Below are 23,452 nucleotides of genomic sequence, written 5' to 3' on the forward strand. Positions count from 1 at the left end.
GCGGACCACGATCGGCGGGGGAGGTCGGGCGATGCGACGGTGGTGGACGGCGGTCGCGCTGGGCGCGGTGACGGCGCTGGCGCTGGCCGGCTGCGGGGCACCGGCGGGAGTGGACGCGAACCTCACCGACGACTGGCCGGCCCCGGTCGCCCCGCAGCCGTTCGTCCCCGCCGCCGACGTCTGCCACGTCGCCTTCCAGGAGGTCGGCTACCTCAGCGGCTACAACCCGGTGGAGTGCGGCACGTCGCACCGGGTGGAGACCCTGTTCGTGGGCACCCTCTCCGGCCCGGACGCCGAGCGCGGCACGCCCCCGAAGGCCGGCTCCGCCGGCATGCGGGCGGCCCACGCCGAGTGCGAGAAGGCGGTCAACGAGGCGGTCGGCGGCGACTGGCGCTCCGGCAAGCTCGGCCTCGCCGTGGTCTTCCCGTCCCCGCCCGGCTGGGCCGGCGGAGCGCGCTGGTTCCGCTGCGACGTCAGTGAGATCCACGGCCTCGACGACACCTCCGTCGGCCTGCGCACCGGCAGCCTGCGCGGGGCGCTGACCGGCGACTCCCAGCTGGCCTACCGCTGCTTCACCCCGAAGCTGGTCAAGGACGACATCCGGGAGATGGTGCCGGCGTCCTGCTCGGGCAAGCACCGCGCCGAGTTCGTCGGCGTCTGGCACGCCCCCGACATCAGCTACGCCGAGTTCCGGCGCACCAGCAAGCGGGTGCACCGGGCCTGCCGCACCCTGATCGCCAGGTACGCGAAGGTGCCGGACAACGGCGACCTGCAGTACCGGGCCGGCACGATCTTCTACCACCCGTTCGAGCAGGACTGGAAGAACGGCAACCGCGGGGTGCAGTGCTTCCTCTGGGTCAGCGACCGCAACCTCACCCGGTCGGTGAAGGGCGCCGGCAGCAAGGGCCTGCCGATCACCTGACCCGCGTCCGGCGGCGGGGCGGCCGGCCGGCCGCCCCGCCGAGCCGCCGCTCAGGTGCGGCGCAGCACCGCCAGAAACATCGCGTCGGTGCCGTGCCGGTGCGGCCAGAGCTGCACGGTCGGGCCGTCGCCCAGCCCGGGCATGCCGGCCGGCAGCAGCGGCCGCGCGTCGACGAAGTCCACCGGCACGCCGGCCCGGCGGGCCGACTCGGTGACCGTCACGTGCGTCTCCACGATGTGCGGCGAGCAGGTCACGTAGGCGACCAGGCCGCCGGGCCGGACCGCGCGCAGCGCCGCGGCGAGCAGCTCGCGCTGCAACCGGGTCAACGGCGGCAGGTCGGACGGCTGCCGCCGCCAGCGCGACTCCGGCCGGCGGCGCAGCGCGCCGAGCCCGGTGCACGGCGCGTCGACCAGCACCCGGTCGAAGTGCTCCTCCGGCAGCTTCGGGTCGGCGCCGACCGTGCGCCCGTCGGTGTTCAGCACGGTGACGGGCAGCCCCCGGGTGGCCTGGGACACCAGCCGGGCCCGGTGCTCGGCCACCTCGACCGCGGTGAGCCGCCCGCCGCGCTGCGCGACCAGCGCGCCGAGCAGCCCGGACTTGCCGCCCGGGCCGGCGCAGAGGTCCAGCCAGCGCCCGTCCGGCCCGTCCAGCGGGGCCGTCGCCAGCGCGTTCGCCACCAGCTGGGAACCCTCGTCCTGCACGTGCGCCCGCCCCTGCGCCAGCGCCGGCAGGTCACCGGGCGCCCCGCCGGAGAGGTAGACGGCGTACGGCGAGAAGGCGCCCGGGGCGCCGCCGACCTCGTCGGCCAGCTCCACCGGGTCGGCCAGCCCCGGCCGCGCGCACAGGTGCACCGGCGGGCGCTCGTTGTCCTCGATCAGCAGCCGGGTGGTCTCGCCGAGGTCGCCGCCGAGCGCCTCGGCGAAGGCCCGCACGATCCACTGCGGGTGGCTGTACGCCAGCGCGAGGTGCCCGATCGGGTCGCTCTCCAGCGGTGGGGCGAGCCGCTGCACCCAGGCGTCGGCGTCCCGGCCGGCCACCTCGCGCAGCACCGCGTTGGCGAACCCGGTGGCGCCGGGCCCCACCGCGCGGACCAGGTCGACCGTCGAGGAGACCGCCGCGTGCGCGGGCACCCGGGTGTGCAGCAGCTGATAGGCGCCGAGCCGCAGGGCGTCGCGTACCGGCGGGTCGATCCGCTGCACGTCGCGGCCGGCGGCGTCGGTGAGGATCGCGTCCAGGGTGCCGAGGTGGCGCAGCGTGCCGTAGGTCAGCTCGGTGGCGAAAGCGGCGTCCCGGCCGGTCAGCCCCGCGTCGCGCAGGATCGTCGGCAGCACCAGGTTGGCGTACGCGTCGTCGCGGTGCACCGCCGCGACCGCCTGGTAGGCCGCGTACCGGGGCAGGTCCACCGCGGGCCGCGGCGCCCGGCCGCCGGCCCGCCGGTCGGCGCCGTACGGCCGCTCGGCACGGCGGCCACCCGAGGGGCGCTCACCGCGCTCGTCCCGACCGGGCCGGCCCCCGCCGGGCCGCCCCTCGCGTCGCTCGGGAAAGGTGTCGCGTCGCTCGGTGGGCGAACGGTCGCCCGAGGGCCGCTCGACCGGGCCGGTCACGCGAGCACCTCGCCGGCGGCGACCCGGGCGCCGCGCGCCCAGTCGCTCGCCGGCATCGCCCGCTTGCCCGCCGCGCGCACCTCGCCGAGGGCCACCGGCACGGTGGCCGTGCCGGCGAGCACCCGGGACTTCTCCACCAGCAGCTCGCCGGGCTTCAGCTCCGGCCCGTTGGCCACCGGCGTGACCGGGCCGAGCTTGACCCGCTCGCCGCGGAACGTCGTCCACGGGCCCGGGGCCGGGGTGCAGGCGCGGATCCGCCGGTCCACCGCGAAGGCCGGCTCCGACCAGCGCACCCGGGCGTCCTCCACGGTGAGCTTCGGTGCCAGCGACACGCCGTCGGCGGGCTGCGGCTCGGCCCGGGCGGTGCCGTCGGAGATCGCGTCGAGCACCGCCACCAGCAACCCCGCCCCGGAGTGGGCGAGCCGCTCCAGCAGGTCGCCCGAGGTGTCCGTGGGGCGGATCTCGTCGGTCAGCGTGCCGTAGACCGGGCCGGTGTCCAGCCCCTCCTCCAGCTGGAAGACGCTGGCGCCGGTGATCTCGTCGCCGTGCAGCACGGCGTGCTGCACGGGCGCCGCGCCGCGCCAGGCGGGCAGCAGCGAGAAGTGCAGGTTGACCCAGCCGTGGCGGGGGATCTCCAGGGCGGCCGGCGGCACCAGCGCGCCGTAGGCGACCACCGGGACGCAGTCCGGGGCCAGTTCGCGCAGCTGGTCCAGGAACTCCGGCTCGCGCGGGCGGGCCGGGGTGAGCACCGGCACGCCGTGCTCGTCGGCCCACGCGCCGACCGGGGACCGGGACAGGCCACGGCCCCGCCCGGCGGGCGCGTCCGGCCGGGTGACCACGGCGACCAGCTCGTGGCGGGAGGCCGCCACGGCGGCCAGGGCCGGGACGGCGACGGCCGGGGTGCCGGCGAAGATCACACGCACCGGCCGGTCACCGACCCAGGCCGAACGGGCTGCTGCCGGCGGCGTGCGGGCTCAGCTTGACCGTGGGCGGGGCGGCCGGGTCGTACCACTCGGCCTGGCGGATCGCCTTCATCGCCTCCTTGCGCCCGGCGGGGTCGAGCCGGTCGACGAAGAGCACGCCGTCGAGGTGGTCGGTCTCGTGCTGCACGCAGCGGGCCATCAGGCCGGTGCCGACGATCTGCACCGGGTCGCCGTAGCCGTTGAAGCCCTTGGCGATCACGTTCTGCCGGCGCTTGGTGTCGAAGTAGAGCCCGGGGATGGACAGGCAGCCCTCCGGGCCGTCCTGCTCCTCGGTGTCGGGGAACTCGAGCACCGGGTTGACCAGGTGGCCGAGCACGTCGTCGACGTCGAAGGTGAACACCCGCAGCCCCACGCCGAGCTGCGGCGCGGCGAGGCCGGCGCCGTTCTGCTCGCGCATGGTGTCGGTCAGGTCGGCGATGAGCTTGCGCAGCTCGGCGTCGAAGTCGACCACCGGATCGGCCGGCGTGCGCAGCACCGGGTCGCCGAACAGACGGATGGGCTGGACGGTCACGCGGGGTGGCTCCTTCACGGGTGGGACGAACTGTGCCGTACCAGTCTACGGAGTGCCGGGACGGCTCCCGGCCGGCGTACCGCGATCGGTGCCCGGCGCCACCGCCGCGACGCGCACCGGCAGCGTGTCGTAGCCGCGCAGGGTCAGCCGGGTGCGGTGCCGCGGCTCGCCGGCCAGGGCCAGGCCGGGCAGCCGGCGCAGCAGCAGCGGGAAGGCGACCTGGGCCTCCAGCCGGGCCAGCCCGGCGCCGAGGCAGTAGTGCGGGCCGGCCCCGAAGGAGAGGGGCTGCTGCTGCGCCCGCCCGGGCTCGAAGCGCGCCGGCCCGGGGTAGCGCCGGGGGTCCCGGTTGGCCGCGCCGAGCAGCAGCAGGGCCCAGCTCCCGGTCGGCAGCGCGACGCCGCCGACGGTCGCCGGGGCGGTGCCGAGCCGGCTGGTCAGCTGCACCGGCGAGTCGTAGCGCAGCATCTCCTCGACGTAGCCGGGCGCGAGCTCGGGGTCCGCGCGCAGCGCGTCGGCCCGGTGCGGGTGGCGCAGCAGCGCCACCAGGCCGTTGCCGAGCAGGTTGGTGGTGGTCTCGAAGCCGGCGACGAGCAGCACCACCAGGTTGGCCAGCAGTTCGTCGCCGGAGAGCCGGCCGCCGTCGGCGTCGTGTGCCTGCACCAGCGCGGTGGTCAGGTCGTCGGCCGGGGCGCGGCGGCGGGCCGCGACCAGCTCCGCGAAGTAGGCGCTGAGTTCGCGGGCGCCCTGGTCGGCGACGGCCAGCTCGGCCGGGGTGATCTCCGGCTCCAGCACCCCGGTCAGGTCCGCTGCCCAGCGCCGGAACAGCGGCCGGTCGGCGGCGGGCACGCCGAGCAGCGCGCAGATCACGCCGACCGGCAGCGGGTAGGCGAACTCGGTCATGAAGTCGACCGGCGCGCCGTCGCGGCCCCGCTCGCGCAGCGCGTCGACCAGGTCGTCGGCCTGGCCGGCGACCACCTCGCGCAGGGCCGCGATCCGGCGCGGGGTGAACGCGCCGGAGGCGAGCCGGCGCATCCGGCTGTGGGCCGGCGGGTTGGTGCGCAGCATCGACCGGGAGATCGACACCACCGCCGGGCTGTCCCGCCAGCCGGGCCAGTACGCGTCGCGCAGGGCGTCGTCGAGCACCCCGAACCGGGGGTCGCGGAGGATCTCGTCGGCCTCCTGGTAGCCGGTCACCACGTAGTACGCCGGGGCCGCCTCGACCACCGGCCCGTACCCACGCAGCCGCTCGTAGGTCGGGTACGGGTCGACGCGGCCCTGCGGCGACATCAGCAGCGTCAGCGCCTCGGCAGCGTCCATGACCGGCCTCCCCGTCGTCGGGCCCGAGGCTCCATCATGCCCCCGCCGGGCGACGGGCGCGCCCCGCCGCCGGGGCGGTGGGTCAGGCGCCGGCGCCCGGGTCCCCGGCCAGCACCGCGTCGCCGGCGTGCCGGGCCTGCTCCGGCAGCGGCAGCTCGATCTTGTGGGCGGCCTCCCAGTCGTAGACCGTGCCCGGCCGGACCTGAGCGGTGAAGTACTCCACCGCGCTCATCCCGCCGACCACCGGCTCGTCCACCTCGGCGACCAGCTGGGCCGGCACCAGGTGGAAGCCGTTCTGCAGGGCGGCGCTGAGCCGGCGGTGGCCGTCGACGACGAAGAAGTACTCGCCGGTGTAGCCGATCTTCAGCGGCTCCAGCGCCTCGTCCCCGGCGGAGGCGACCTCGCCGACGAACTCGGAGTCCCAGAGCCCCCGCAGGGTGGCGATGTCCTCGGTCGGGTAGACCCGGGCCGGGTCGAGCAGCAGCAGCGGCGGCGCGTCGTGCAGCACGTCCGCGCCGAGCCGGCCCTCGTACGCGTCGATGATGTGCTCGACCACCTCGGCGGCCGAGGCCCGGGTGGTGTCGCAGATCAGGTCGTAGTTGCGCAGCCGGGCCTTGTCCACCCCGTAGCGGACCAGGAACCGGTTCCGCTCGCTCTCGCTGCGCTCCCTGAGCTTGGCCCGGGCCTCCTCCAGCGAGGTGTAGCTCTCGGCCGGGCCGGACGGGCGGGCCAGCACCCGGCGGGCCGCCTCGGTCGGCTCGGTGATCATGTGCACCTTGACCGCGTCGGTGAAGAAGTGCCAGGCCAGCCGGGAGTCCATGACGAGGCGCTCGCCCGAGGCGGCGATGTCCCGCTGGAGCTGGTCGACGTAGCCGTCGACCGCCTGGTCCAGCTCGGCGTGCAGGTTGAGCTGCAACGCGGTCATCTGCCGCTGCTGCGCCATCTCGCGGTAGAGGTCGCCGACGCTGACCCGGCGCAGCCCCAGCCGCTTGGCGATCTCCACCGACACCGTGCTCTTGCCGCTGCCGAGGTCACCGTTGAAGACGATCGACTGACGAACGGTCACGACTGGTCCACCCCTGATCACCGGCTGTGAGATCCTCGACACCGCGTCCGACCGACGCGTTCCCGCCATCGTCGCCATCCTGCGACAGCTCCAGCTCGGCGCGTCCGACGCCGTGCGGCGACCTGGAGCCGTCGTACGCCCGGGCATGACGGGCGATGCTACCACCTCGCGGCCAGCGGTTTCCCGGACACCGGGTGCGACCAGGGCGGGTGCCGGCCCGGATCCGCGGCCCGGTGACCCGGTGGCCGGGCGGGCGGCGCGCTCAGAAGAGGGTCAGCGGGTCGACCTGGAGGCGGACCGGGTCGGCGGCCTTGCGGGCGGTGCGCACCCCGGCGGCGGAGTGCAGCGCCTCCGCCAGCGCGGCGGCCCGGGCCCGGGGCACCCGGACCAGCATCCGCTCCCGCTCCCCGTCGGCCGGCACCGGCCCGAGCAGCTCGGCGCCCGCCGGCAGCCGGGCCTCGGCCAGCAGGTCGGCGACCGCGGCCGGCGGGCCGGTCACGCTGGCCATCCGCACCGCCGGCGGGAAGCCCAGCTCGCGCCGCTCGGCCAGCTCCCGGCCGGCGAACCAGGCGGCGTCCCAGCGCAGCAGCGCCTGCACCGGGGCGAGCGCGCCGTCGGCGACCACCACCACCCGGCCGCCGCCCGCGGCGGGGCGGGCCAGCGCCGCGGCGGCCAGCCAGCGGCGCAGCGCCTCCTCGCCGGCGCGCAGGTCGGCCCGGGTGAGCAGGGCCCACGAGTCGAGCAGCAGCACCGCGCCGTAGCCCCCCTCGACCACCGGCTCGGCGCCCGGGGTGGCGATCGCCAGGCCGGCGCCGCCGGGCACGGCGGCGAGCACCTCCTCCCGCCCGGAGGTGCGGACCGGTACGCCGGGGAACGCCCGCCCCAGCTCCTCGGCGGTGCGCCGGGCGCCGGTGACCGAGGCGCGCAGCCGCCGCCCGCCGCACTGCGGGCAGGCGTACGCGGCGGCGACCCGGCCGCACCAGCGGCAGGCCGGGGTGCCGGCGGCCGACGGCAGGGCGAGCGGGCCGGCGCAGTGCGGGCAGCGCGCCGGGGTCCGGCAGTCGGCGCAGGCCACCGCGGGCAGGTAGCCGCGGCGGGGCACCTGGACCAGCACCGGCTGGTCGGCCCGGAGTGCGTCCCGGGCGGTGGTCCAGGCGAGGCTGGGCAGCCGCGCGGTGGCGGCCTGGGAGTCGCGGGCCAACTGAGGATCGTCGCCGGTCGGCGCTATCGCCGGCATCCGCGTCCGGACGGTGGCCCGGTCGGCCACCACCTCCCGGGCCCAGCCGGTCTCGACCAGCAGCTGCGCCTCGGCGGTGCGGGCGTAGCCGCCGACCAGCGCGGCCGCCTCGGCGAGCTGGGCGCGGGTGAGCAGCACCTCCCGGGCGTGCGGGTAGGGGGCCCGCGGCTCGGCGTGCAGGTCGTCGCCGTCGTCCCAGATGGCGACCAGGCCGAGCCGGTCGACCGGGGCGAACATCGCCGCCCGGGTGCCGATCACCACCGGCACGTCGCCGCGCCGGGCGGCGAGGAACGCCCGGTAGCGCCGGGCGGGACCGAGCGCGGCGGAGAGGCAGACGTGCCGCCCGGGGCCCAGGGTGGTGGTCAGGGCGGCGTCGAGGCGGTCCAGGTCGCGGTTGTCGGCGACCACCACCACCGCGCCCCGGCCACCGGCCACGGTCGCGGCGACCACCTCGGCGTAGCGGGCGGGCCAGTCCTCCCCCGGCAGCGCCGAGAAGACCGCCCGGGGCGCACGGCCGTCGGCCAGCGCCCGGAGCAGGGCCGGCCCGGCCGGGTAGTCCCGCCAGCCGTCCGGGTCGGGCGGGGTGGCCCGGCCGCCGGGTTCCGGCGTGGTGTCCGGGCCGGCGCCGTCCGGCGCGGCGGGCTCGCCGTCGGGCGCGAGGCCGGCCCGGGCGCGGACGTCCTTCTCCACCCGGGCGTGCCGGGGCGGCACGGCCAGGCGCAGCACGTCGGCGAGGCTGCCGGCGTACCGGTCGGCGACCGCGCGGGCCAGCCGGGCGACCTCCGGAGCCAGCACCGGCTCCGGCGAGACCACCTTCTCCAGGTAGGCCAGCCGCCCGGTGTGCCCGGAGTCGTCGCCCCGGGACAGCAGCCAGCCGTCGACCAGCTGGCCGGCGAAGCGGACCTTCACCCGCACCCCGGGGGCCGCGTCGGCGTCCAGCTCGGCCGGCACCAGGTAGTCGAAGGGCCGGTCCAGGTGGGCCAGCGGCACGTCCACGCAGACGCGAGCGACCGGCGACCCGTCCGCGGGTCGCCGGTCGCTGCGCCTGGTGCCGGTCAGGCTCCCGCGGCCGACTTGAGGTCGGCGGCCCGGTCGGTGCTCTCCCAGGTCAGGTCGGGCAGTTCCCGGCCGAAGTGGCCGTACGCCGCGGTCTGCCGGTAGATCGGGCGGAGCAGGTTGAGGTCCCGGATGATGGCGGCCGGGCGGAGGTCGAACACCTCGGTCACGGCCTTCTCGATCGAGGAGACCGGCACCGTCTCGGTGCCGAACGTCTCGATGAAGAGGCTGACCGGGTGCGCCTTGCCGATCGCGTACGCGACCTGCGCCTCGCACCGCTCGGCCAGGCCGGCGGCGACCACGTTCTTGGCCACCCAGCGCATCGCGTACGCCGCCGAGCGGTCCACCTTCGACGGGTCCTTGCCGGAGAAGGCGCCGCCGCCGTGCCGGGCGTAGCCGCCGTAGGTGTCCACGATGATCTTGCGGCCGGTCAGGCCGGCGTCACCCATCGGGCCACCGATCTCGAACCGGCCGGTCGGGTTGACCAGCAGCCGGTAGCCCTCGGTGTCCAGCCCGAGGCTCTCCAGCTCCGGGGCGATGACGTGCTCGCGCACGTCCGGGGTGAGCAGCGACTCCAGGGAGATGTCCGCGGCGTGCTGGCTGGACACGACCACCGTGTTGAGCCGCACCGGGCGCAGACCGTCGTACTCGATGGTGACCTGGGTCTTGCCGTCCGGACGCAGGTACGGGATGGTGCCGTCCTTGCGCACGGCGGAGAGGCGGCGGGCCAGCCGGTGCGCGAGCGCGATCGGCAGCGGCATCAGTTCGGGCGTCTCCGAGCAGGCGAAGCCGAACATCATGCCCTGGTCACCGGCGCCCTGCGCGTCCAGGGCACTCTCCGAGGCGCCGGTGCGCAGCTCGAAGGCGTTGTCGACGCCCTGGGCGATGTCCGGGGACTGGTTGCCGATGGAGACGCTCACGCCGCACGAGGCCCCGTCGAAGCCCTTCTTCGACGAGTCGTAGCCGATCCCGAGGATGGTCTCCCGGACGATGGTCGGGATGTCGGCGTACGCCTTGGTGGTGACCTCGCCGGCGACGTGCACCTGGCCGGTGGTGATGAGGGTCTCCACCGCGACCCGGCTGTGCGGGTCCTGACTGAGCAGCGCGTCCAGGATCCCGTCACTGATCTGGTCGGCGATCTTGTCCGGGTGGCCTTCCGTGACCGATTCGGACGTGAAGAGGCGGCGTGTCACGGCACTCCTAAGTTAAGGAAAAGTCGTTCCGCGGCAGTGTAGTCACCACCGTCCGCGGAGCGCGCGCTGGTCAGCGTTCGATACCACCCGTCAGGAAGGACCCGCCAGCCGGGTAACCACGAGGTCCCAGACGCCGTCGGCGAGATCCTCCTTGGACTGCTCGGGCATCCGGCTGACCGAGCCGTCCGCGCCGATGACGGTCGCCGCGTTCGTCTCGGCGCCGAAGACCTTGTCCGGTCCGACCTCGTTGATCACGATGAGGTCGGCCCGCTTGCGGGCGAGCTTGGCCCGGCCGTTGGCCTCGGCGTCGCCGGTCTCGGCGGCGAACACCACCAGCACCTGCTCCGGCCGACGGCGCTGCCCCAGCTCGGCGGCGATGTCCGGGTTGGTGATGAGCTCGATGGTGGGCGCGCTGCCGTCGTCCGACTTCTTGATTTTGCCAGTCGCGTAGGTCGCCGGCCGGAAATCGGCCGGAGCGGCCGCCATCACCACCGCGTCGGCCGCGTCGGCCGCGGCGAGGGTGGCCTTGCGCAACTCCTCGGTGGTGCCGACCCGGACCAGGTCCACGCCGGCCGGATCCGGCAGCGCGACGTTGGCCGAGATCAGGGTGACCCGGGCCCCCCGGGCGACGGCGGTGCGGGCGAACGCGTAGCCCTGCTTGCCGGAGGAGCGGTTGCCCAGGAAGCGGACCGGGTCCAGCGGCTCGCGGGTGCCGCCGGCGGTGACCACCACCCGGCGGCCGGCCAGGTCGGCCGGGGCGGCGACGCCCCGGGCGAGGGCCCGGCGGGCGACCGCGAAGATCTCGGCCGGATCGGGCAGCCGGCCCTTGCCGGTGTCCGCCCCGGTGAGCCGGCCGACGGCGGGCTCGATGACCCGCACGCCCCGCGCGCGCAGGGTGGCGACGTTGGCGACGGTGGCCGGGTGCTCCCACATCTCGGTGTGCATGGCGGGCGCCAGCACCACCGGGCAGCGGGCGGTGAGCAGGGTGTTGGTGAGCAGGTCGTCGGCGAGGCCGTGGGCGGCCTTGGCGAGCAGGTCGGCGGTGGCCGGCGCGACCACCACCAGGTCGGCCTGCTGGCCGAGGCGCACGTGCGGCACCTCGTGCACGTCCGACCAGACCTCGTCGGCGACCGGCTGCCCGCTCAGCGCCGCCCAGGTCGGCGCCCCGACGAAACGGAGCGCCGACGCGGTCGGCACGACCCGGACCCGGTGGCCGGACTCGGTGAACAGCCGGAGCAGCTCGCACGCCTTGTAGGCGGCGATGCCGCCACCGACCCCGAGGACGATCCGGTCGGACATCGACGCGGGGCGGGTTACGGCTGGTCGGTCGGCTCGGCGGTGAGCAGACCCGCGTTGATCTCGCGCATGGCGATGGAGAGCGGCTTCTCCTGGGGGGTGGTCTCGACCAGCGGGCCGACGTACTCCAGCAGGCCCTCACCGAGCTGGCTGTAGTAGGCGTTGACCTGACGCGCGCGCTTGGCCGCGAAGATGACCAGCGCGTACTTCGACGTGGTCTTCTCGAGGAGCTCGTCGATCGGCGGGTTGGTGATGCCTTCGGGGTTGGCGATGGATCCCACGAATTAACCTCTGCGTCTGGAGAACCGCATGGACGCGGCTACGTCACCCGACCGCTCAGCGGCGAACGGGCCGGAGCCGGTAAGGAAGAACCGAGCAAGCCTACCAGCTCGGTGACCACCCGCTCGGTCAGGTCGTGCACCACGACGGCGTCGGTCTCCGCCAGGGTGGCCGGCGTCGGCCGGAAACCGGGCGGGACGAGCAGCACCAGGCGGGCGTCGGGGACCACGGCCCGGACGCCGATCGCGCCGGGCAGGTCGAGCGGGAGCAGCACCGGCTGCCCGGCGGCCAGCCGGCCGCGCACCGGCGCCGCGGGGGTGCCGCGCGCGTACGGCCCGACCCGGCTCCACTCCAGCAGCTCGCCGGCCGCGGCCATCCGGTCGAACTCGGCCGGGTCGCAGAAGAGCCGGTCGGTGCCGGGGCGCTCGCCCGCGCGGGGCTGGCGGGTGGTGGCCGGCACCGGGGTCCACACGGCGGGAGAACGCGCCCGGACCAGCTCGACGACACTCTCCCGGCCGGTGCCCGAAGGTCCGGCCAGGACAGTGAGCCGAGCCGCCGGGCGCGCCTCGCCTTCCGTGCTCACTGCTTGTTTCTACACGCCGCCAGGCTCAGTTGGCGGAGAACTCTCCAAGCAGTGCCTTGCGCTGCTGCTCGCCGAGACCACGCAGGCGACGGCTGTCGGCGATCTTGAGCTTCTCCATGATCTGGGTGGCCCGGATCTTGCCGATACCCGGCATCGCCTGCAGGACGGCGGACACCTTGAGCTTGCCGACGACGTCGTCGGACTCGGCCCGCTCGAGGACGGCTCCGAGGGTGGTCTTGCCCTGCTTGAGCTGCTCCTTCAGCTCAGCGCGGGCCTTGCGGATCTCCGCAGCCTTCTCCAGCGCGGCTGCGCGCTGCTCGGGGGTCAGTGACGGGAGCGGCACCAGTTCTCCTCAGGTCCCTATCGCGACGGGCGGGACGCACCGCCGCATCTGTGAAACGTGGTGTCGCTGTGAACCAAGGGGTCCGTGGTTCCCAGCGCGGGGAAAACTAGCGGTCAACGGAGCTTTCGGCAACGTGGGCGCGCCATGATCACCAAAAGTGACCGAGCCGTCAGTCAGTCAACGGGCAGCCAGGACGGCCCGGCAGTCGGCCAGCGCGCGCTCCGCGGCGGCCCGCAGCGCGGCCACGTCCGGGCCCGCGCCCAGCACCTCCCGGGAGTACGAGGGCAGCACCGCGGGCAGGCTGGAGCCGAAGACCACGCGCAGGTCCGCGGCGGTGGCGCCCTGCGCGCCGAGGCCCGGGGCGAGCAGCGGACCGTTCACCGCGGAGAGGTCGTGGCCGGTGTCGCCGATCGTCGCCCCGACCACCAGACCGAAGCTGCCGAGCGGTTCCGCACCCGCGTTGAGCTGGGAAATCTCGTCGATCACGGTCTGCGCCACGGTCCGCCCGTCGGCCGCTCGGGCCCGCTGCACGGCGGCGCCCTCCGGATTCGAGGTGAGCGCCAGCACGAACACCCCGCCACCGTGCGCGGCGGCCAGCTCGAACATCGGGGCGAGCGAACCGACCCCGAGGTACGGGCTCGCGGTGACCGCGTCGACATACAAGGGACTGGATGGATCAAGGTACGCGGCGGCGTACGCGGCGACCGTCGAGCCGATGTCGCCACGCTTGACATCGAGCAGAACGAGCGCGCCGGAATCCCGTAACTGTCGGATAGTTGACTCAAGAATCTCGACACCCCGGGAGCCGAACCGCTCGAAGAAGGCCGACTGGGGCTTGACCACCGCAACCCGGTCACCGAGGGCCTCCACGACTGTCCGGGCGAACCGGTCGAGTCCGGTCACGTCGTCGGGCAGCCCCCAACGGGCCAGCAGCCCCGGGTGCGGGTCGATGCCCACGCAGAGCGGGCCCCGTTCGGTGACGGCCCGGTGCAGGCGGGCGCCGAAGCTCTCCACGTCTCTTCCTCTCCTCGCTCCTCACGCGGGCCGCGTCGGCCGCCCGCGTACCCGGCCCGGGTTCCCGGACCGGGCGGTCAGCCGGCCTTCACCGCGGCCGCCACGCCGGTCGTGATCCGGGCCAGGTCGGCGTCGTCGGTGACGTACGGCGGCATGGTGTAGACCAGGTCGCGGAACGGGCGCAGCCAGACGCCCTGCGCCGCCGCGGCGGCCGTGGCGGCGGCCAGGTCCACCTCGTGGTCCAGCTGGACCACCCCGATCCCGCCCAGCACCCGCACGTCGGCCACCCCCGGCGCGCCGCGCAGCGGCTCCAGGCCGGCCCGCAGCCCCGCCTGGAGCCTCGCCACCTCCCCCGCCCAGTCGCCGGCCCGCAGCAGGCCGATGGAGGCGTTGGCGACCGCACAGGCCAGCGGGTTGCCCATGAACGTCGGGCCGTGCGCCAGCACGCCGGCCGCGGAGATGCCACGGGCGATCTCCGGGGTGCACAGCGCCGCGGCCAGGGTGAGGTAGCCGCCGGTGAGCGCCTTGCCCACACACATCACGTCCGGCGTCACGCCGGCGTGCTCGGCGGCGAACATGGTGCCGGTCCGGCCGAAGCCGGTGGCGATCTCGTCGAAGATCAGCAGCACCCCGTGCTCGCGGGTCACCTCGCGCAGCACCCGCAGGTAGTGCGGGTGGTGGAAGCGCATCCCGCCGGCGCCCTGGACCACCGGCTCGACGATCACCGCGGCCAGTTCGTGGGCGTGCCGCTGCACCGCGTCGACCAGCGCCGCCTCGTACGCCGGGTCCGGCGGCGTGTCGAAGCCGCCCGGCGGGATCGGGGCGAAGACCTGCCGGGGCAGCACGTCGCCCCAGAGGTGGTGCATGCCGCCCTCCGGGTCGCAGACGCTCATCGGGTGGAACGTGTCGCCGTGGTAGCCGCCCCGCCAGGTGCCCAGCCGGCGGCGCTCCGGCCGGCCGGTGGCCCGTTGGTACTGCAGGCACATCTTGACCGCGACCTCGACGCCGACCGAGCCCGAGTCGCACAGGAAGACGTGCTCCAGCCCGTCCGGGGCCAGCTCCACCAGCGTCTGCGCCAGCCGCACCGCCGGTTCGTGGGTGAGCCCGCCGAACATCACGTGGCTCATCCGGCCGAGCTGGTCGGTCACCGCCGCGTCCAGCACCGGGTGCCGGTAGCCGTGGATCGCCGCCCACCACGACGACATCCCGTCGACCAGTTCCCGGCCGTCGGCCAGCCGCAGCCGTACGCCCTGCGCGCCATCGACCACGTACGGCGGACCGGCCGGCGGCAGCGCCGCGTACGGATGCCAGACGTGCGCCCGGTCCGCGGCCAGGATCTCCTCGGGTGTCACGCGTGCTCCCTCGTAGCCTCGTCGAATGCGCTGCCGGCGGTCGCGACCTGCCACCCGAGCCCTTTGCTCTGCTTCAACGGACGCACAGGTCGCTGCCGCGAAGTGTTGCGTGGAGTGAAGCAGAGCAAAGGGCGCCGGCGGGGGTTCCTCCCGGTCGCTGTCGTCCCACGTCGCGCCGGGCGCGGCCGGCGGATGCCGCCGCCGCGGGTCGGACGCCGCCGGGACGGCGGCTCACCGGCTCGCGGTCCCGGCCGGCGCCGCAGCGGCGGCCGACGCCCGGGCCACCGCCCGGACCAGGGCCGGGCCGCGGTAGATGAAGCCGGTGTAGAGCTGCACCAGGGCGGCGCCGGCGTCGAACATCCGGGCCGCGTCGTCCGGGTCCACGATGCCGCCGACGCCGACGATCGGCAGCCGGCCCCCGGTCTCCCGGTGCACGAAGGCGACCACCTCCCGGGCCCGGCCGGCGAGCGGCCGCCCGGAGAGCCCGCCGGCCTCCGCGCCGCGCGGCCGGTCCGCCGGGGCCAACCCGTCCCGGGCGAGCGTGGTGTTGGTGGCGATCACCCCGGCCGCGCCCCGGGCCAGGCAGACCTCCAGCAGCTCGGCGATGGCCGGCTCGGTCAGGTCCGGGGCGATCTTCACCAGCACCGGCTTCTCCCCCACCAGCGCGGCGAGCAGCGCGTCCAGGTGCCCCCGGTCCTGCAACGCCCGCAGCCCCGGAGTGTTCGGCGAGGAGACGTTGACCGCGAAGTAGTCGCCGTGCCCGCGCAGCGCCCGGTAGGAGGCCTGGTAGTCCGCGACCGCCTCGTCCAGCGGGGTCACCTTGGACTTGCCCAGCGAGATGCCCAGCGGCACCCCCAGCGGGCGGGGCAGCGCCGCCAGCCGGGCCGCGAGGGCCGCCGCCCCGGCGTTGTTGAAGCCCAACCGGTTGACCACGGCCTCGCTGTCGCGCAGCCGGAACAGCCGGGGCCGGGGGTTGCCCGGCTGCGGGTGCGCGGTGACCGTGCCGACCTCCACGAAGCCGAAGCCCAGCGCCGGCCAGGCGGGCAGCGCGGCGCCGTCCTTGTCCATCCCGGCGGCGAGCCCGACCGGGTTGGGGAACTCGACCCCGAACACCGTGCGCGGCGCCCGGACGGCGTACCGGGCGCGCAGGGCGGCCAGCGCCGCCGGCCGGCGGGAGAGCGCCGCCAGCCGGCGCAGCGTCCACTCGTGCGCCGCCTCGGCGTCCCCGCCCCCGATCCGGAACAGCCCCGGCCGCACCGCCCACTCGAAGATCACTGCTCGGCCCGCAGCGCGGCGTGCAACTCCTGAAGGGGGCGGACCTGCATGTCGCCGCGGATGCGCGCCTCGATGCCCATCACCGCCGCCGCCGCGCCGGGCACCGTGGTGATGCACGGGATGTCGGCGGTGACGGCGGCGCTGCGGATCTCGTAGCCGTCCGAACGGGCGCTGGCCCCCGAGCCCTGCGGCGTGTTGATCACCAGCGCCACGTCGCCGCCGAGGATCAGCGAGACGGCGTCCTCGCCCTCGCCCGCCTCGTAGTGCTTGCGGATCTGCTCGCAGGCGATGCCGTGCCGGCGCAGCACCTCGGCCGTGCCGGTGGTGGCGACGATCTCGAAGCCGAGGTCGGCCAGGCGCTTGACCGGGAAGATCATGCCGCGCTTGTCCCGGTTGGCGACCGAGACGAAGATCTTGCCGCCGGTCGGCAGCGAGCCGTACGCCGCCGACTGGCTCTTCGCGAAGGCGTGCCCGAAGGCGGTGTCGATGCCCATCACCTCGCCGGTCGACTTCATCTCCGGGCCGAGCAGCGAGTCCACGCCCTTGCCGGTGGGGGTGCGGAACCGCTTGAACGGCAGCACCGCCTCCTTCACCGCGATCGGGGCGTCCGCCGGCAGCGAGCCGCCGTCCCCGCCGGCCGGGAGCAACCCCTCGGCGCGCAGCTCGGCGATCGTGGCGCCGAGCGCGATCCGGGCCGCCGCCTTGGCCAGCGGCACCGCGGTGGCCTTCGAGACGAACGGCACCGTCCGGGACGCGCGCGGGTTCGCCTCCAGCACGTAGAGCACGTCGTCCTTGAGCGCGTACTGCACGTTGAGCAGGCCGCGCACGCCGATCCCCCGGGCGATCGCCTCGGTGTACCGGCGGACCTCGGCCAGGTGCGAGCCGGCCAGGGTGATCGGCGGCAGCGCGCAGGACGAGTCGCCGGAGTGGATGCCGGCCTCCTCGATGTGCTCCATCACCCCGCCGAGGTAGACCTCGCCGTCGGCGTCGCAGAGCGCGTCCACGTCGATCTCGATCGCGTCGTCGAGGAAGCGGTCCACCAGCACCGGGTGGTCCGGCGAGATCTCTGTGGCCCGGCCGATGTAGTCGCGCAGCGTCGGGTCGTCGTAGACGATCTCCATGCCCCGGCCGCCCAGCACGTACGAGGGCCGCACCAGCACCGGGTAGCCGATCTCCTCGGCGATCGCCTTCGCCTCGTCGTACGAGGTGGCCATCCCGTGCGCCGGCGCGCGCAGCCCGGCCCGGGCCAGCAGCGCGCCGAAGGCGCCCCGCTCCTCGGCCAGGTGGATCGACTCCGGCGAGGTGCCGACCACCGGCACCCCGGCGTTCTTCAGCCGCTGGGCCAGGCCGAGCGGGGTCTGCCCGCCGAGCTGCACGATCACCCCGATCACGCCGGGGCCGCCGGCGGCCCTGCCGGAGGTGTCCTCGGCGTGCCAGACCTCCAGCACGTCCTCGAAGGTGAGCGGCTCGAAGTAGAGCCGGTCGGCGGTGTCGTAGTCGGTGGAGACCGTCTCCGGGTTGCAGTTGACCATGACGGTCTCGTAGCCGGCGGCCCCGGATCCGGCGGCGACCGGCGCGGTGCGCAGCGCCATCACCGCGTGCACGCAGGAGTAGTCGAACTCGATGCCCTGCCCGATCCGGTTCGGCCCGGAGCCGAGGATAAGCACCTTGGGCCGGGCCGAGCCGACCACCTCGGTCTCCTGGTCGTACGAGGAGTAGTGGTAGGGCGTGACCGCGGAGAACTCGGCCGCGCAGGTGTCCACCGTCTTGTAGACCGGGCGGATGTCCAGGCGGTGCCGCAGGGTGCGTACCCCGTCCTCGGCCGCCAGCTCCGGACGCAGCGCCGCCAGCTGCCGGTCGGACAGGCCCGCCCGCTTCGCCCGGCGCAGCAGGTCGGCGTCGAGCACCGGGGCGGCGACGATCTCGGCGCGCAGCTCGACGAGGGCGGCGATCTGGTCCAGGAACCACGGGTCGATCCCGCCGGAGGCCGCGGTGACCTCGGCGATCGACGCGCCCAGCCGCAGCGCCCGCTCCACCGTGTAGAGCCGGCCGTCGTGCGGCATCCGCAGCGCGGCGAGGGTGTTCTCCTTCGTCGCGCCGGCCGGGTCGGGCTGGGTCCAGAACCCGGCCGCCTTGGTCTCCATCGAGCGCATCGCCTTGTTCAGCGCCTCGGTGAAGTTGCGCCCCAGGCTCATCGCCTCGCCGACCGACTTCATCGTGGTGGTCAGCTCCGGGTCGGCGCCGGGGAACTTCTCGAACGCGAACCGCGGGATCTTCACCACCACGTAGTCCAGCGCCGGCTCGAACGCGGCCGGGGTCTTCAGGGTGATGTCGTTGGGAATCTCGTCGAGGGTGTAGCCGATGGCCAGCTTCGCGGCGATCTTCGCGATCGGGAAGCCGGTCGCCTTCGACGCCAGCGCCGAGGAGCGGGACACCCGCGGGTTCATCTCGATCACCACGATCCGGCCGTCGGCCGGGTTGACCGCGAACTGGATGTTGCAGCCGCCGGTGTCCACCCCGACCTCGCGCAGCACCGCGATGCCCAGGTCGCGCAGGCGCTGGTACTCCCGGTCGGTCAGCGTCATGGCCGGGGCGACGGTGACGCTGTCGCCGGTGTGCACGCCCATGGGGTCCAGGTTCTCGATGGAGCAGACCACCACCACGTTGTCGTGGCGGTCGCGCATGAGTTCGAGCTCGTACTCCTTCCAGCCGAGCACGCTCTCCTCGATGAGCACCTCGTGCACCGGGCTGGCGGCCAGCCCGGCGCCGGCGATCCGGGTCAGCTCCTCGGCGGTGTGCGCCATGCCGGAGCCCAGGCCGCCCATGGTGAACGACGGCCGGATCACCACCGGCAGGCCCAGCTCGGCGACGGTGGCCTCGACCTCGTCCATCGAGTGGCAGACCCGGGAGCGGGGCACCAGGCCGGCCGGGTCGTCGAGGCCGAGCCGGACGCCCGCCTTGGCCACGATGTCCTTGAACAGCTGCCGGTCCTCGCCGCGGCGGATCGCCTCGATGTTCGCGCCGATCAGCTCGACGCCGTACTTCTCCAGCACGCCGGACTCGTGCAGCGCGACCGCGGTGTTCAGCGCGGTCTGCCCGCCGAGGGTGGGCAGCACGGCGTCCGGGCGCTCCTTGGCGATGACCAGCTCGACGAACTCCGGGGTGATCGGCTCGACGTACGTGGCGTCGGCGAACTCGGGGTCGGTCATGATCGTCGCCGGGTTCGAGTTGACCAGGCTGACCCGGATCCCCTCGCTGCGCAGCACCCGGCAGGCCTGGGTGCCGGAGTAGTCGAACTCGCAGGCCTGCCCGATCACGATCGGCCCGGAGCCGATCACCAGGATGTGCTTGAGGTCGGTCCGCTTAGGCATTCGTGCGCCCCTCGCTGTGGTTGCGGCCCTCGATGAGCTCGGCGAAGCGGTCGAAGAGGTAGTCCGCGTCGTGCGGGCCGGCCGCCGCCTCTGGGTGGTACTGGACGGTGAAGGCGGGCACGTCCTTCGCCCGCAGCCCCTCGACCACGTTGTCGTTGAGGCAGACGTGACTGACCTGGACGCCGCCGAACCCGGTCTCGATCACCTGGTCGGGCACGACCGCGCCCTGCCGGGCAGCCGGGACCTCGACCGCGAAGCCGTGGTTGTGGCTGGTCACCTCGACCTTGCCGGTCGCCCGGTCGAGCACCGGCTGGTTGATCCCGCGGTGGCCGTAGCCGAGCTTGTAGGTGCCGAAGCCCAGCGCCCGGCCGAGGATCTGGCTGCCGAAGCAGATGCCGAACAGCGGGATCTCGCGGCGCAGCACCTCGCGGGCCAGCGCGACCGGGCCGTCCGCGGTGGCCGGGTCGCCGGGGCCGGGCGAGAAGAAGACCGCGTCGGCGCCGGTGGCCAGCAGGTCGTCGATGGTCGAACCGGCGGGCAGCACGTGCGTGGTGACCCCGCGCGCGGCCAGCCGGCGCGGCACGTTGCGCTTGATACCCAGGTCCAGCGCGGCCACCGTGTACCGGTGCTCGCCCTCGGCGGCGACCACGTACGGCTTGGCGGTGGTGACCTCGGCGGAGAGGTCGGCGCCGACCATCGGCGGGGACTGCCGGACCCGGGCCAGCAACGCCCGCGGATCGGTCTCCACGCTGGAGACCCCGACCCGCATCGCGCCGCGCTCGCGCAGGTGCCGGGTCAGCGCCCGGGTGTCCACCCCGCTGATGCCGACCACGCCCTCGGTGGCGAGCCGGTCCTCCAGCCCACCGGTGGCCCGCCAGTTGGAGCCGATCCGGGCCGGGTCGCGGACCACGTAGCCGGCCACCCAGATCCGGCCGGACTCGTCGTCCTCGCCGTTGACGCCGGTGTTGCCGATGTGCGGCGCGGTCTGCACCACCACCTGCCGGTGGTAGGAGGGGTCGGTCAGGGTCTCCTGGTAGCCGGTCATGCCGGTGTTGAAGACCGCCTCACCGAAGGTCTCCCCGACGCTGCCGTACGCCTCGCCGTGGAACGTCCGCCCGTCCTCCAGGACGAGGATCGCGGGCCTGCGCTTCGCCATCACTTGACAGCCTTTCCGTCCAGGACCGTCGGCTCGCCGCGCAGGAAGGTCGCCACGATGCGACCCGGCAGCGTCATGCGGGCGTACGGGGTGTTGCGGCTGCGGCTGGCCAGTTCGGCCGGCTCGATCACCCGGCGGGCGGCCGGGTCGACCAGGGTCAGGTTGGCCGGCGCGCCGGGGGCCGGGTCGACGCCGTGGGAGTCCAGCCCGGCGATCCGGGCCGGGATGCGCGACATCCGCTCGGCGATCAGGTCCCACCCCGGGCCGAGCACGTCGAGGGCGATCGACAGCGCCGTCTCCAGGCCGAGCATGCCCGGCCGGGCGTACGCCCACTCGCACTCCTTGTCCTCCACCGCGTGCGGGGCGTGGTCGGTGGCGATGATGTCGATCACCCCGTCCACCAGCGCGGCACGCAGGGCGGCGACGTCGGCGGCGGTGCGCAGCGGCGGGTTGACCTTGTAGACCGGGTCGTAGGTCTCGGCACGCTCGTCGGTCAGCAGCAGGTGGTGCGGGGTCACCTCGGCGGTGACCCGGACCCCGCGGGCCTTGGCGTGCCGCAGCACCTCGACGCTGCCGGCGGTGGAGACGTGGCAGACGTGCAGCCGGCTGCCCACGTGCTCGGCGAGCAGCACGTCCCGGGCGATGATCGCCTCCTCGGCCACCGCCGGCCAGCCGGTCAGCCCGAGGCGGGTGGAGACCTCCCCCTCGTGCATCTGCGCGCCCTCGGTCAGCCGGGGCTCCTCGGCGTGCTGGGCGATCACCCCGTCGAACGCCTTGACGTACTCCAGCGCCCGGCGCATCAGCCGCGGGTCGGCCACGCAGTGCCCGTCGTCGGAGAAGATCCGTACCCGGGCCGCCGAGTCGGCCATCGCACCCAGTTCGGCCAGCCGCTCGCCGGCCAGCCCGACGGTGACCGCACCGATCGGCTGCACGTCCACCAGCCCGGCCTGCCGGCCGAGCCGCCAGACCTGTTCGACCACGCCCGCGGTGTCGGCCACCGGCGAGGTGTTGGCCATCGCGCAGACCGCCGTGTAGCCGCCCAGGGCGGCGGCCCGGGAGCCGGACTCCACGGTCTCGGCGTCCTCCCGGCCCGGTTCGCGCAGGTGGGTGTGCAGGTCGACCAGGCCCGGCAGGGCGACCAGTCCGGTGGCGTCGACCACCGTGGCGCCGGCGGCGGTCAGCCCGGCGCCGGCCTCGGCGACGACGCCGTCGCGGATCAGCAGGTCGGTCGGCGCGGCCCCCACCACGCTGACCCCCTTGATCAGGTACGTGGTCATGAGTTGTTCCCCCCGAGCAGCAGGTAGAGGACGGCCATCCGGACGGAGACCCCGTTGGCGACCTGTTCGACGATGGTGGAGCGGGGCGAGTCGGCGACCTCCGGCGTGATCTCCATGCCCCGGTTCATCGGGCCGGGGTGCATGACGATCGCGTGCTCGGGCAGCCGGCGCATCCGCGGGCCGTCCAGCCCGTAGCGGCGGGCGTACTCGCGGGCGGACGGGAAGTAGGAGTCGTTCATCCGCTCCCGCTGCACCCGCAGCATCATCACCACGTCCGAGCTGGGCAGCACCGCGTCCAGGTCGTAGGAGACGTCGGTGCCGGGGGCGAGCGCCTGCGCGATGTCGACCGGGATCAGCGTGGGCGGCCCGACCAGGGTCACCTTGGCGCCGAGGGTGGACAGCAGCAGCACGTTGGAGCGGGCCACCCGGCTGTGCAGCACGTCCCCGACCACCGCCACCGAGAGGCCGGCGAGCCGGCCCAGCCGGGCGCGCATGGTGTACGCGTCCAGCAGCGCCTGGGTCGGGTGCTCGTGGGTGCCGTCGCCGGCGTTGACCACCGAGCCGTCGACCCAGTTGGCGAGCCGGTGCGCGGCGCCGGAGGCGGGGTGGCGCACCACCACCGCGTCGGCCCCCATCGCCTGCAGGGTCAGCGCGGTGTCCTTCAGGCTCTCGCCCTTGGCGACGCTGGACCCCTTGGCGGAAAAGTTGATCACGTCGGCGCTGAGCCGCTTCGCCGCCGCCTCGAAGGAGATCCGGGTGCGGGTGGAGTCCTCGTAGAAGAGGTTGACCACGGTGCGGCCGCGCAGCGCGGGCAGCTTCTTGACCTCGCGGCCGGCGACGGTGGCCATCTCGGCCGCGGTGTCCAGGATCTGGGTGGCGGTGGCGGCGTCCAGGTCGCCGCCGGAGAGCAGGTGCCGGATCATGCGGGCGTCCCCCCGTACAGCTTGACCTCGTCGGCGCCGTCGGTCTCGGCGAGCGTCACCTTGACGCTCTCGGCCAGCGAGGTCGGGATGTTCTTGCCGACGTAGTCGGCGCGGATCGGCAGTTCCCGGTGGCCGCGGTCGACCAGGACGGCGAGCTGCACCGAGGCCGGGCGGCCGACGTCGTTGAGCGCGTCCAGCGCGGCCCGCACGGTGCGGCCGGAGAAGAGCACGTCGTCGACGAGGACGACCCGCTTGCCGTCGATGCCGCCGGGCGGCAACTGGGTGGGCCCGACCGCGCGGGTGGCGTGCCGGCGCAGGTCGTCGCGGTAGAGGGTGATGTCGAGCACGCCGACCGGGACGGCCACGTCCTCGAAGGTGCTGATCCGGGCGGCGAGGCGCTTCGCGAGCGGGGCGCCCCGGGTGGGGATGCCGAGCAGCACGGTGTCGGCGGCGCCCTGGGTCTTCTCGAGGATCTGGTGGGCGATCCGGTCGACCACGCGCTGGACGTCGGCGCTGGTGAGAATCACCTTCACCGAGGGTTGTCGGGCGATCGGCGACCGGGCAGCCGGTGGGTAGGCCACGGCGGACCTCCTTCCCCGCCTCACGGGACGGGTCGTTAAAGGACGTCGGATCCTCCCGCCGGACCGTACCCGGCCCGGCGAGGGCTGCAGCCACGTTACCAGTGGTCACGGCC

Annotated in this window: 20 protein-coding genes; 1 reads left to right on the forward strand and 19 read right to left on the reverse strand. The window is 74.8% G+C overall.

Annotated elements, in window-relative coordinates; all coding sequences use genetic code 11:
- Window positions 1–31 precede the first annotated feature (31 nt).
- Entirely contained in the window at window positions 32–922 is an 891-nt protein-coding gene (locus AC1WTP_RS06505) for a septum formation family protein (protein WP_481648315.1), read from the forward strand.
- A gap of 50 nt (window positions 923–972) precedes the next feature.
- Here AC1WTP_RS06505 and AC1WTP_RS06510 read toward each other — a convergent pair whose 3' ends face one another.
- The 19 genes from AC1WTP_RS06510 to pyrR form a co-directional block, all read right to left on the reverse strand.
- Entirely contained in the window at window positions 973–2,526 is a 1,554-nt protein-coding gene (locus AC1WTP_RS06510) for an RsmB/NOP family class I SAM-dependent RNA methyltransferase (RefSeq protein ID WP_481648316.1), read from the reverse strand.
- A complete protein-coding gene (gene fmt, locus AC1WTP_RS06515; protein ID WP_481648317.1) occupies window positions 2,523–3,449 on the reverse strand; it encodes a methionyl-tRNA formyltransferase in 927 nt (308 codons plus the stop codon). The genes AC1WTP_RS06510 and fmt overlap by 4 nt, the downstream gene beginning before the upstream one ends.
- Before the next feature lie 7 nt (window positions 3,450–3,456).
- Window positions 3,457–4,020, reverse strand: coding sequence for a peptide deformylase (gene def, locus AC1WTP_RS06520; protein WP_481648318.1), 564 nt, complete (start codon window positions 4,018–4,020; stop codon window positions 3,457–3,459).
- A 45-nt stretch (window positions 4,021–4,065) separates the two neighbouring features.
- Window positions 4,066–5,337 carry a cytochrome P450 gene (locus AC1WTP_RS06525; protein WP_481648319.1) on the reverse strand — a complete coding sequence of 424 codons (1,272 nt, stop codon included), beginning with the start codon at window positions 5,335–5,337 and terminating at the stop codon, window positions 4,066–4,068.
- Between the two features lie 82 nt (window positions 5,338–5,419).
- Window positions 5,420–6,403: an AAA family ATPase gene (locus AC1WTP_RS06530; RefSeq protein ID WP_481648320.1), complete on the reverse strand. Its 984-nt coding sequence runs from the start codon at window positions 6,401–6,403 to the stop codon at window positions 5,420–5,422.
- A gap of 262 nt (window positions 6,404–6,665) precedes the next feature.
- Complete coding sequence (locus tag AC1WTP_RS06535; protein WP_481648321.1) at window positions 6,666–8,636, reverse strand: primosomal protein N'; 1,971 nt, start codon at window positions 8,634–8,636, stop codon at window positions 6,666–6,668.
- 59 nt (window positions 8,637–8,695) lie between these two features.
- Window positions 8,696–9,889 (reverse strand): methionine adenosyltransferase, encoded by a 1,194-nt coding sequence (gene metK, locus AC1WTP_RS06540; RefSeq protein ID WP_447137962.1) that lies wholly within the window; start codon window positions 9,887–9,889, stop codon window positions 8,696–8,698.
- A gap of 90 nt (window positions 9,890–9,979) precedes the next feature.
- Window positions 9,980–11,188: a bifunctional phosphopantothenoylcysteine decarboxylase/phosphopantothenate--cysteine ligase CoaBC gene (gene coaBC, locus AC1WTP_RS06545; protein WP_481648322.1), complete on the reverse strand. Its 1,209-nt coding sequence runs from the start codon at window positions 11,186–11,188 to the stop codon at window positions 9,980–9,982.
- A 14-nt stretch (window positions 11,189–11,202) separates the two neighbouring features.
- Window positions 11,203–11,466, reverse strand: a complete 264-nt coding sequence (rpoZ, locus tag AC1WTP_RS06550; RefSeq protein WP_007075826.1) for a DNA-directed RNA polymerase subunit omega — start codon at window positions 11,464–11,466, stop codon at window positions 11,203–11,205.
- A 38-nt stretch (window positions 11,467–11,504) separates the two neighbouring features.
- A complete protein-coding gene (locus tag AC1WTP_RS06555) occupies window positions 11,505–12,047 on the reverse strand; it encodes a nucleoside/nucleotide kinase family protein (RefSeq protein WP_481648323.1) in 543 nt (180 codons plus the stop codon).
- 25 nt (window positions 12,048–12,072) lie between these two features.
- The gene (gene mihF, locus AC1WTP_RS06560; protein WP_088994797.1) at window positions 12,073–12,390 is read right to left on the reverse strand and encodes an integration host factor, actinobacterial type; all 318 of its coding nucleotides are present in this window, start codon (window positions 12,388–12,390) and stop codon (window positions 12,073–12,075) included.
- 177 nt (window positions 12,391–12,567) lie between these two features.
- A complete protein-coding gene (gene pyrF / locus AC1WTP_RS06565) occupies window positions 12,568–13,404 on the reverse strand; it encodes an orotidine-5'-phosphate decarboxylase (protein WP_481648324.1) in 837 nt (278 codons plus the stop codon).
- A gap of 77 nt (window positions 13,405–13,481) precedes the next feature.
- The gene (locus tag AC1WTP_RS06570) at window positions 13,482–14,756 is read right to left on the reverse strand and encodes an adenosylmethionine--8-amino-7-oxononanoate transaminase (protein WP_481648325.1); all 1,275 of its coding nucleotides are present in this window, start codon (window positions 14,754–14,756) and stop codon (window positions 13,482–13,484) included.
- Between the two features lie 231 nt (window positions 14,757–14,987).
- On the reverse strand, window positions 14,988–16,031 hold the full coding sequence (locus tag AC1WTP_RS06575) for a quinone-dependent dihydroorotate dehydrogenase (RefSeq protein WP_481648326.1): 1,044 nt from the start codon (window positions 16,029–16,031) through the stop codon (window positions 14,988–14,990).
- Window positions 16,028–19,402: a carbamoyl-phosphate synthase large subunit gene (carB, locus tag AC1WTP_RS06580; RefSeq protein WP_481648327.1), complete on the reverse strand. Its 3,375-nt coding sequence runs from the start codon at window positions 19,400–19,402 to the stop codon at window positions 16,028–16,030. Before carB ends, AC1WTP_RS06575 begins: the two co-directional genes overlap by 4 nt.
- The gene (gene carA / locus AC1WTP_RS06585) at window positions 19,395–20,558 is read right to left on the reverse strand and encodes a glutamine-hydrolyzing carbamoyl-phosphate synthase small subunit (protein ID WP_481648328.1); all 1,164 of its coding nucleotides are present in this window, start codon (window positions 20,556–20,558) and stop codon (window positions 19,395–19,397) included. The genes carB and carA overlap by 8 nt, the downstream gene beginning before the upstream one ends.
- On the reverse strand, window positions 20,558–21,835 hold the full coding sequence (locus tag AC1WTP_RS06590) for a dihydroorotase (protein ID WP_481648329.1): 1,278 nt from the start codon (window positions 21,833–21,835) through the stop codon (window positions 20,558–20,560). The genes carA and AC1WTP_RS06590 overlap by 1 nt, the downstream gene beginning before the upstream one ends.
- Window positions 21,832–22,758, reverse strand: a complete 927-nt coding sequence (locus AC1WTP_RS06595; RefSeq protein ID WP_481648330.1) for an aspartate carbamoyltransferase catalytic subunit — start codon at window positions 22,756–22,758, stop codon at window positions 21,832–21,834. The genes AC1WTP_RS06590 and AC1WTP_RS06595 overlap by 4 nt, the downstream gene beginning before the upstream one ends.
- A complete protein-coding gene (gene pyrR / locus AC1WTP_RS06600) occupies window positions 22,755–23,339 on the reverse strand; it encodes a bifunctional pyr operon transcriptional regulator/uracil phosphoribosyltransferase PyrR (RefSeq protein ID WP_447137972.1) in 585 nt (194 codons plus the stop codon). The genes AC1WTP_RS06595 and pyrR overlap by 4 nt, the downstream gene beginning before the upstream one ends.
- Window positions 23,340–23,452 lie beyond the last annotated feature (113 nt).

This window comes from Micromonospora sp. R311 (assembly GCF_056780015.1).